The 9,428-nt window shown below is 52.6% G+C and carries 13 protein-coding genes; 11 read left to right on the top strand and 2 right to left on the bottom strand.

Annotated elements, in window-relative coordinates:
* The 7 genes from MVK46_RS05575 to MVK46_RS05545 form a co-directional block, all read left to right on the top strand.
* On the top strand, positions 1-362 hold a 362-nt coding region (locus MVK46_RS05575; protein WP_297535652.1), incomplete at its 5' end, for an ABC transporter ATP-binding protein.
* Positions 363-395: 33 nt separating this feature from the next.
* Positions 396-866 carry a hypothetical protein gene (locus MVK46_RS05570; RefSeq protein WP_297535651.1) on the top strand — a complete coding sequence of 157 codons (471 nt, stop codon included), beginning with the start codon at positions 396-398 and terminating at the stop codon, positions 864-866.
* Positions 867-1,646, top strand: a complete 780-nt coding sequence (locus tag MVK46_RS05565) for an NAD+ synthase (RefSeq protein ID WP_297535650.1) — start codon at positions 867-869, stop codon at positions 1,644-1,646.
* 116 nt (positions 1,647-1,762) lie between these two features.
* Positions 1,763-1,990, top strand: a complete 228-nt coding sequence (locus tag MVK46_RS05560) for a TRAM domain-containing protein (RefSeq protein WP_297535649.1) — start codon at positions 1,763-1,765, stop codon at positions 1,988-1,990.
* A 73-nt stretch (positions 1,991-2,063) separates the two neighbouring features.
* Entirely contained in the window at positions 2,064-3,347 is a 1,284-nt protein-coding gene (locus MVK46_RS05555) for a tRNA (N(6)-L-threonylcarbamoyladenosine(37)-C(2))-methylthiotransferase (RefSeq protein ID WP_297535648.1), read from the top strand.
* 156 nt (positions 3,348-3,503) lie between these two features.
* Positions 3,504-3,959, top strand: a complete 456-nt coding sequence (locus MVK46_RS05550; RefSeq protein WP_297535647.1) for a hypothetical protein — start codon at positions 3,504-3,506, stop codon at positions 3,957-3,959.
* Between the two features lie 15 nt (positions 3,960-3,974).
* Complete coding sequence (locus MVK46_RS05545; protein ID WP_297535646.1) at positions 3,975-4,556, top strand: signal peptidase I; 582 nt, start codon at positions 3,975-3,977, stop codon at positions 4,554-4,556.
* Here the strand turns inward: MVK46_RS05545 and MVK46_RS05540 are convergent.
* Positions 4,553-4,909 carry a cupin domain-containing protein gene (locus MVK46_RS05540; RefSeq protein ID WP_297535645.1) on the bottom strand — a complete coding sequence of 119 codons (357 nt, stop codon included), beginning with the start codon at positions 4,907-4,909 and terminating at the stop codon, positions 4,553-4,555. The genes MVK46_RS05545 and MVK46_RS05540 overlap by 4 nt on opposite strands.
* A 91-nt stretch (positions 4,910-5,000) precedes the next feature.
* Between MVK46_RS05540 and MVK46_RS05535 the strand changes: the two genes are divergently transcribed.
* The 3 genes from MVK46_RS05535 to MVK46_RS05525 all read left to right on the top strand — a co-directional run bounded on the left by MVK46_RS05535 (position 5,001) and on the right by MVK46_RS05525 (position 8,642).
* Positions 5,001-6,641: a metallophosphoesterase gene (locus MVK46_RS05535; RefSeq protein ID WP_297535644.1), complete on the top strand. Its 1,641-nt coding sequence runs from the start codon at positions 5,001-5,003 to the stop codon at positions 6,639-6,641.
* A gap of 107 nt (positions 6,642-6,748) precedes the next feature.
* Positions 6,749-7,963 carry an inorganic phosphate transporter gene (locus MVK46_RS05530; RefSeq protein ID WP_297535653.1) on the top strand — a complete coding sequence of 405 codons (1,215 nt, stop codon included), beginning with the start codon at positions 6,749-6,751 and terminating at the stop codon, positions 7,961-7,963.
* 4 nt (positions 7,964-7,967) lie between these two features.
* Positions 7,968-8,642 (top strand): TIGR00153 family protein, encoded by a 675-nt coding sequence (locus MVK46_RS05525; RefSeq protein ID WP_297535643.1) that lies wholly within the window; start codon positions 7,968-7,970, stop codon positions 8,640-8,642.
* Positions 8,643-8,680: 38 nt separating this feature from the next.
* Here MVK46_RS05525 and MVK46_RS05520 read toward each other — a convergent pair whose 3' ends face one another.
* On the bottom strand, positions 8,681-8,908 hold the full coding sequence (locus MVK46_RS05520; RefSeq protein WP_014122803.1) for an Lrp/AsnC ligand binding domain-containing protein: 228 nt from the start codon (positions 8,906-8,908) through the stop codon (positions 8,681-8,683).
* A gap of 49 nt (positions 8,909-8,957) precedes the next feature.
* On the opposite strand from MVK46_RS05520, the gene MVK46_RS05515 reads away from it, so the two are divergent.
* On the top strand, positions 8,958-9,428 hold a 471-nt coding region (locus MVK46_RS05515; protein WP_297535642.1), incomplete at its 3' end, for a phosphotransferase.

The following is a 9,428-nucleotide window of genomic DNA, read 5'->3' as shown; positions in this document are numbered from 1 at the left end:
CTTACCTCTACATTACGCATGACCTCTCGACGGCTAGATATTTTGCCGACTGGATTGCGGTGATGTACCTTGGCAGGATTGTGGAGATGGGGCCTGCGAAGCGCGTCATTGACAACCCGCTTCATCCGTACACGAGGGCTTTGCTTGCTGCGGTTCCTGAGCCTAAGCCGGAGCGGAGGAACGTTATTAAGGAGTTGCCGATTAAGGGTGAGGTTCCGAGTGCTGTGAACATTCCGCCGGGTTGCAGGTTCCACCCGAGGTGCATCTACTTCCAGAAGGGGTTGTGTGACGTTGAGCAGCCTAAGCTGATTGAGTACGAGCACAACCACTGGGCCGAATGCCACCTCGTAGGAAAATTCTGATTTCTTCCATTTATTTTCTCCACTCCATCGGTGATGCTCATGGGGATACTGTCGTTGGTGTTTAGGTCTAAGCTCTTCGTAATCGGTCTCGCATTTCTACTGATAGCCTTTATACTCTCGGCCATAGCCGTTTTTCACACGCAGGTTCATCACTATTCCTCTTCAGGCTCTTTAAGACCCGGTCAGTACTCGCTTGGAAACGAAAGCTTTGAGAACTCGTATTCAATATCAAACAGAACTCTGGTTCTTGAGTCCTGCAACGCCACCGTCGGGGTGCTGTCCGGGACTAACTACACAACCTACAACGTAAGCGGCAGGCTGGTTCTCCATCCCTCAGACAGGCCTACCGTGAACGTTCTTAAGGGAAACGTTAGTTACGTTTACAATGTAACCGGTGTCGGATACCCGGCCTCGAACCTTGCGGTGCCGGCCCTAATCTTTGCAATCGTCGGAACTATCTTTGCATGGGTTGGACTCATAAGGGTGTTCCGTGGGGGTGGTTGAGTGAGGAGTCTCAACTATGAAAGCGCGGTTGAAAAGATAGTGGACTTCATCTCAGAAAAGGTCAAGGAAGCCGATGCGGACGGTGTTGTAATTGGAATAAGCGGGGGAATAGACAGTGCTACAACGGCTTATCTGGCCGTTAAGGCCCTTGGAAAGGAGCGCGTTCTCGGTCTGATAATGCCCTACTACGAGAATCAGGACGTTGAGGATGCCAAGCTCGTGTGCGAGAGCCTTGGGATTGAGTACAAGGTGATAAACATCAGGCCCATCGTTGATGCCTTCGTTCAAAGCCTTGGCTTTCGGCCGGATAAGAAGAGTCTTGGGAACATTATGGCGAGGGTGAGGATGATCCTCCTCTACGCCCACGCCAACGCTAAAAACTACCTTGTCCTAGGAACCAGCAACAGGAGCGAGTTCCTGACGGGTTATTTCACCAAGTGGGGCGACGGTGCAAGCGACTACGCACCGCTCATAAACCTCTACAAGACTGAAGTTTGGGAGGTTGCAAAGCTCGTTGGCGTTCCCGAGAGGATAATCGAGAAGAAGCCCACCGCGGGCCTCTGGGAGGGTCAGACTGACGAGGATGAGCTTGGTATAAGCTACCGCCTCCTCGACGAGATACTGTGGCGTCTCGTTGACCTGAAGATGCCGAAGGAGAAAATCGCTCAGGAGCTTGGTGTTTCAATTGAGAGGGTCGAATACGTTGAGAACCTCGTCAAGAGGAGCGAGCACAAAAGAAGACTCCCTCAGGGGCCTGAAATCCCCTTGACCCATCAATGATTCTCCCGCATTCTCCTCACGACCTAAAGCTTTATATACCCTCCCGGTTACTCCTCATCGGGGCTCTTCTCGGAGTCTTTCGAGAGGGTTCCAGAAATGTGTAGGTTGTGTTGTGAATGTACGGAGACAGATTTGGTGGATATAGAGACTACGGGAACGAAGCTCCCGTTAAGGTTGGAGAGCGCTACAGGGTTAAGATTGAGAGCCTCGGTAAGGGCGGTGACGGCATCGCCAAGATTCAGGGCTTCGTTGTGTTCGTCCCGAACACTCAGGTTGGAGATGAAGTGGAGATTGTGATTAACTCCGTCAAGAGAAAGTTCGCTTTCGCCTCGGTTATCGAGTGACCTCTTTCTCCTTTCTTAATCTTCTCATTTCTGAACCGCACCCTTTTTAAGGCCCTTCTTAGAGCGCCCACCGATGGTTAGGATTTACGTCGAGAGCTACGGGTGCTCAAGGAACAAGGCCGATGGCGAGATAATGGAAGCGATACTCCTGAGGGCCGGTTACGAGTTAGTCGAGGCTCCAGAGAAGGCCGATTACGTAGTCGTCAACACCTGCGCCGTCAAGGACCCAACGGAGTTCAAGATGGTGAAGAGGATTAGGGAGCTTCTCGATTCCGGGAAGAGGGTAATCGTTACCGGCTGTCTTCCCCACGTCAACCTTGACGCCATAGACCCGCGAGTTTCCGGAATCCTGGGAGTTAAGAGCATAGACAGAATCGCCGAGGCGATTGAAACGGCCGAACGCGGTGGAAAGCTCGTCAGCGTGGAGAACTGGCGCGAGAGGAACCTCGACAAGCTCGAGCTTCCGCGCCTCTGGAAGCCCGGCGTTGCCTTCGTAGTCCCCATAAGTGAAGGTTGCCTTAATGCATGCACCTACTGCGCGACGCGCTTCGCTCGAGGAGTTCTCAAGAGCTACAGGCCCGAGCTCGTCGTCAAATGGGTTAAGGAAGCTCTGGCGAGAGGATACAAGGAGATTATCCTGTCGAGCGAGGACACCGGCTGCTACGGCTTCGACATCGGGACGAACTTAGCTGAGCTCCTCGACAAGATAACCTCCATAAAGGGGGAGTTTCGAGTTAGAGTCGGCATGATGAATCCCAACCACGCCCTCAAGTTCCTCGACGAGCTGATTGAGGCTTATCGGGACGAGAAGGTTTACCGCTTCCTCCATCTGCCGGTTCAGAGCGGCGACAACGAAATCCTTAGGAGAATGGGGAGAACCTACACCGTTGAGGAGTTTGAGGAGATAGTTCGTGCCTTCAGGAAAAAGATTCCGGAATTGAACCTCAACACCGACATCATCGTTGGCTTCCCGGGGGAGACTGATGAGGCATTCAGGAACACGGTCGAGCTTGTAAAGCGGGTTAAGCCGGACAAGATTAACGTTTCCAGGTACTCGGCGAGGCCGGGAACGATAGCGGCAAGGTGGAAGCAGTTACCCGGCTGGCTCGTCAAGGAGCGCTCGAGGCTTTTGCACCGCCTGAGGCTCCAGATTGCCTACGAGATAAACAAAGCTTACGTCGGCAGGACCGTCGAGGTTCTCGTCCACGGGCCGGGCAAGAAGGGCGGGGTTGAGGGCAGGACTTTCAACTACAAGGATATAATCCTCGACTCTGGTGACCCTGGAGAGTTCGTTAATGTGAACGTCGAGTGGGCCGGTTCGACCTATCTGCGAGGGTCTGTGGTTAAATCTAAATGATTTCGAGCGTTTCTGAAGGTCATTGAATAAGGGCCGGTCTCTTTAAATCCGCTTGCATACTATTCAAAATTTGAATTGGAACCTTGTGCGTTATTTAAGAAAACTATTTATAAGAGATTTTTCGAAAATTTGTGAGAGCACCAAGGGTGGTGAAATATGAGGAGTAAAACCAAGAGGAGGATAATACCGCTGGCCCTCGCCCTTGTGCTGGCGATAGTCGGAGCCGCCTTGGCCGTTCCAGTAATCAAAGTAACTGTCCAGGAGATTGGGGCAGGTAGTAATACTATCACAACTCCAATAGGAACAGTTTCCGTTGACTGGAACCTCAACAAGAACAACCCTGACATCTTGAACAACATCAGTGTTACCGTTAATACTAATCCCGGCGCCGGAGCGCTTTACGTTAAGTTCTACGACAATGGAAAGCTTGGTTACATTGCAACCATAAACTTCTCCAAGATAACCTCGAAGACCACCATACTAATTGGAAACAGTAGTGCGGACGTTCAGCTCGTTAACGTTACCAGCGGTGCTACGGTTCCATTCCCGATAGATGTCCAGAAGTTCAACGCAACGGAAGTCAAGGTAGTTTACGTCGGTCCGAGGCAGTAAAGTGGGAGGCTCTGAATGAAGAGAATTGAAAACGTTGTTTTTTCTTTTTTAACATACTTCTTTCTGGCTTTTGTAATCATCGTGGTAGTTCTCCACTTCGTCTTCGGCTTTCAGTACGTTGTTATTCTGACCAACTCTATGCAACCAACGATAAACCCCGGTGACCTCGTTGTAGTAAAGCCCGTTGACCCCTACAAGCTTCACGTCGGGGACATAATTCTCTATCAGATTCACATAGGGGGTGCAACGTACAGAATAACCCACAGAATAGTTGCCATTGGTCATGACCGGGAGGGCAGGCTTTACTTTATCACCAAGGGAGACAACAGGAAATACACCGACCCATGGAGGGTCTACCCAAATCAGGTTATCGGAGAGGTTGTGCTCGTTATACCCCACATAGGAAAGGTCTGGTACTACACGCCCCTGATAGTGCTCATAATTTTTCTGTTCATAATCGGTAGCCTTGCCTACGACCTCGCCCTTGAACTCCTCGAGCCCTATCCGCTTCTCTCAAAGGCGAGGAAGCCCGAGCTTCTCCGCATGAGAAGGAAAAAGGCCAAGGTTCATCACTACAGGAAGAGAAAAGAGGTTTAAGCCCACTCCTCCTCTGGGATAGCTTCTTTCTTGGCCGGAATGAGGCAGAGGAACTCAAAGGTGTCGCTCAAGGCCTTGTAGCCGTGTGGTTCGTTGGGCGGGACGTAGAGGAAGTTTCCAGCTTTAACGTGATGCTCCTCCTTTCCGTTGGTTATTATTCCCTCGCCCTTCATGATGAAAATCTCGTGCTCCCAGTCGTGCTGGTGTATCGGAATCTCGGCGCCCTTCTTCATGACGAAGTAGCGCATCGCGAAGTTCTTGGCGCCAATCTTTGGAGAAACGAGCCATCTTATGGTTACTCCCTCAAAACCGGTGTCCTTCTCCGGGACGTCCTTGTAATGTCCCACGAACATGGTATCACCAAGATTTCCTTCTCGGTGTTCTATTTAAACCTTCCCGGAAGGGCTTTAAAGGGTCTGACCGAAGGTAGTAGGGTGGAAGTCCATGAGACGGTCTGCAGCAATGGTTCTCCTCGTGCTGGTGGTTGTCTCGGCTGGTTGCATCGGAGGCTCCGGTGCACCGACAGCTTCAAGTTCCACTTCCCCGGCAACCTCAACGTCTACCGTGGGTATAGACTTTGGAAAATACCCCCAGGGGTCTGTGATAGGCAACTGGAGTGAAATCTTCAACGAGACCTTTTACGTGAGTGCCGGCTACGAGGGCCTTGTAAAGCACTACTTCCCGAACGCCAAGGTCCTCCCCTTCTCGGACTACCGCGGAAAGGGAATAGCCGTTCTCTCGCCTAAGGATTCCCACGACGTCCTCTTCGGCAAGCCCGTTCACGTGACCAAAATAGAACCCTTCGGCTACGTCGCCTACCGCTACGGAATCCACTACGTTGGCCCGTGGCTTGGAACAATCTCAATATTCAACACGGACAACGGCTCGACGATGGTTGTTACGGGAACGAGTAAGGCCGGTGTCGGCGCGGCCCTCTACTTTCTGAAGGAGGTCAAGGAGGGCAAGCTCAAGCCGGACTTCAGGGCAGTTCTGCGCGTTGGAGCGTTCGAGGGTGAGGTCGTCCAGGAGATAGGAGACGTAAACCTCAACGGAATCCCGGATGATGACGAACACTACCAGCTCTACCAGCTCGGAATGATGGAGCACTTCAACTACTACTGGCGCGTGGTTAAGGGTGAGAACGTTACCGTTACCGGGGGCGTTATAAGGCTCGTCAACGGCACTACCGTCTACATAAGGGCGCTCGGCTTCAACGTTACCGTAAAAATCGAGAACCCGAGGAACGTTACCCTCAAATACGTAATCGAGAACGTCAATCCAAAGCTTCTTGTCCTGCCGAGGGGTGCCAAAATCATCGGCAACACAACCGTTGAGCTTACGACGAGGGAGCCGAGCTTCTCGATAGTGGCCAAGAACGTAAGCGAGTACCGCGTCTTGGCCTTCGGCGACCACAGGCCGCCCAGCGGCGACCAACCGCCCGAAGTTTTCCTCAAGATAATGGATGACATCAACAAAGAGGACGGGGCATTCGTCATAGACGGTGGCGACCTCGTTTACTCTGGCACAATCTACCAGTGGGCCAACCTGATGGAGGTCTGGCACTGGAACAAGCCGGTATTCATAGCGGCGGGCAACCACGAGTACCAGGGGGAGGGAATAAACATCTTCCACTACCTCTTCGGGCCGACCGACTACGCCTTCAGCCTCGGGGGCTACCGCTACATATTCGCGAACGACGTTATGCACGACTACAGCCTGACCGATGAGCAGTTTGCTTGGCTCAGGAAGCAGCTTGAGATTGCCAAAGCTCGCGGAGAGAAGCCGGTCATAATAATGCACGCACCTCCCTACGACCCGAGGCCCGGCGGAGACGACCACGCGATGAGCGAGGCCAGCGCCAAGGAACTTCTCAAGCTCATGAGGGAGTACGATGCCTTCGGAATCTTCAGCCACATACACCTCTACTGGAACGGAACCTACGACGGCGTTCACTTCATAATAACCGGCGGAGGAGGTGCCCCGCTCTACGCCCCGCCGGACGAGGGCGGCTTCTACCACTATGTAATCCTGACGATGGAGCCCGGCGGAAGGATTGCCATAAAAGTGGTTAAAGTTTCTCCCTGAAGTCTTCTCTTTATTCTATTTGTGCCTATATAGAGATTTTTAGCGAGCTATATTCTACTGCGGCAATGTATTTATTTGATGTTCCTCAGTGGGTAGCGGTGGTGATAATGGACGTCTGGCTTGTGGCCACTATAATCTTGGGCTTCTGGATGGCGTGGAACATAGGTGCAAACGACGTCGCCAACTCGATGGGGACGGCGGTCGGTGCGAAGGCGATAACCCCCCGGCAGGCGGCGGTTATAGCCGGGCTTATGAACTTCACGGGGGCCTACTTCTTCGGTAAGAGCGTGACCGAAACTATAAGGAAGGGAATTCTCCACCAGAACATGATTTCGAACCCCTGGATTATCGTTTACGGCTCACTAGCGGCGCTCCTAGCGGCGAGCATCTGGCTCATCTTCGCCACCTACAACGGTCTGCCAGTTTCGACGACCCACTCAATAATTGGGGGGATAGTTGGCTACGGTCTAGTTTACGCTGGAACCGGCATAGTGGACTGGGGCAAGCTCGCCCAGGTCGTTCTGAGCTGGATTCTCTCGCCGATATTCGGCGCAATCGTCGCTTTCTTCGTGTTCAAAGCAGTCAGGCTCTCAATACTGACGCGCTCCGACCCGGTAAAGAGCGCCCGCCGCTGGGCACCCTTCTGGATTGGGCTGGCGTTCGTTGTTATAGGGACTATGTTTTACATCAAGGTTCTCCACGGAAAAAACCTCTTCTACGGTGTTCTGGTATGCGGTGTTCCAACCGGAATTGCCATCTTCGGGATAAGCTACCTCCTCATAAGGCTCCACTTCAAGCCCAGCGACCCGTACATAGGCGTCGAGAGCATCTTCCGTAAGGTTCAGGTGGTTACTTCAGCCTACGTGGCCCTCGCCCACGGTTCAAACGACGTTGCCAACGCCGTCGGCCCGGTTGCTGCGGCTTACGCCGTCATAACGATGGGGCTGAGCGGCATAAAAGTTCCCGTGCCGAAGTGGATTCTCGCGATGGGCGGTCTGGGAATAGCGGTCGGCATATTCATGTACGGCTACAGGGTCATGGAGACAGTGGGGAAGAAGATTACCGAACTGACTAACACTAGGGGCTTCTCAATAGACTTCTCCGCCGCCACAGTTATACTCGTTGCCAGCTGGCTTGGGATGCCAATCTCGACGACGCACACCGTCGTTGGAGCCGTCGTTGGCGTCGGTCTGGCGAGGGGAATAAAGGCGATAAACACTTCAATCCTGAAGGACATAATAATCTCATGGTTCGTGACGGTTCCGGTTGCGGCCGCGATAAGTGCGGTCATATTCAAGGCGATACTATTCCTTGCGGGGTGATTCCATGCAGGTGTGGATGAAGCTCTTTGCGAAAAGCCCCTTCAAGCCCCTGATAAAGCACTCGGAAGTTGTTTTTGAAACCGTTGAGACGCTTGAGAAGGCCCTGAACGCATGGTACAACGGGAACTACGGTGAGATGAGGGACCTCGCGGTTGAGGTTGACAGGCTCGAAGACATAGCCGACAGGATAAAGGAGGAAATCAGGGATTCCCTCAGCTCGAAGCTCATGATGGCGGTTTCGCGCGAGGACGTCCTCATTTACCTTCACATGCAGGATAAGGTGGCCGATTCGGCCGAGGACACCGCCAAGTGGTTGCTCGTGGGAAAGCCCGACGGAGTTCCAAAGGAAATCAAGGATGTCATCCTCAGGATGGGAACGGAGAGCATAAAGGCCGCAAAGCTCCTCCACGAGGCGATAGTTCAGATGGACCGGGTTATAGAAAGCGGGTTTGCCGAAAGGGAAATCAATAGGGAATACGAGCTTATCCGGGCCATTGAAGACGTTGAGAAGGTAATAGACGAACTCGACACTCAGCTCATGAGGCTCGTCTTTGAAAACGCCGAGAGGTTTGACTGGGGAACCGGGACATACATACTGAACGTCGCCAGAACCCTCAGCAACATCTCTGACAAGGCAAAGGACGCTGCCGAGAGGATAAGACTGATGATGAACAAGTGACCCTCTTTCTTTTTTGAAATAACGGAAGAACGAGAGGGTCAGATGGCTATCATCGTCGATGTCATCTGGATTTCCGGCATGCGTCTTATCTTCTCCGTTATGAACTGGTCGAGGTCCTTGAGCGTGTCCGTCTCGACTTTAACCACGAGGTCGTATTCACCGTAAACCACGTAGGCTTCCTTAACCTCGGGCATGGCGAGAAGCTTCTCCATGACTTCCCTCTCTTTTCCAGCGGCCGTAACCATCAGAATAAAGGCCGTCACCATGGCTACCACCGAAAGTATTTAATCGGCGACCTATTTAAGTTTATCGAGTATGACGTTCGAGAACGTTTTAGGCAGCAGAAAGCTGGAGCGCTTTTTGAACCACCTGAGGGAGCTTGGTTTTGATGGGGTTAGGCCGTTCTCCAAAGGCACTACGAGCCTCGTCTTCCTCGGCGAGCTGAACGGAAAAAAGGTCGTTGTGAAGCTCCAGAGACCGGATTCTCCGAGGAACAACTTCGAGAAGGAGGCGGAAATACTGAGGGCTATAGAACCCTTCGGAATAGCCCCGCCCCTGCTTTTCACGGGAGCCTTTGAGGGTCTTCCGTATCTCGTCAGGGAGTTCGCCGACGGTGAGCCAGTTCTCTACGCCGACCTTGAAAAGCGCCACCTCTTCGGAATAGCCGAGAAAACTGCCTTACTCGACAGGCTTTACCTCGACCACGGCCAGATGCAGGGGGGCAAGCACATCATCGTCGGTGATGACGTTTACATCATAGACTTCGAAAAGGCCAACTGGAGGAAG

This window comes from Thermococcus sp. (assembly GCF_027066465.1).
Classification (GTDB): Archaea; Methanobacteriota_B; Thermococci; order Thermococcales; family Thermococcaceae; genus Thermococcus.
Note: the sequence above shows the minus strand (reverse complement) of the source record. Positions and strands in the feature narration are given on the sequence as shown.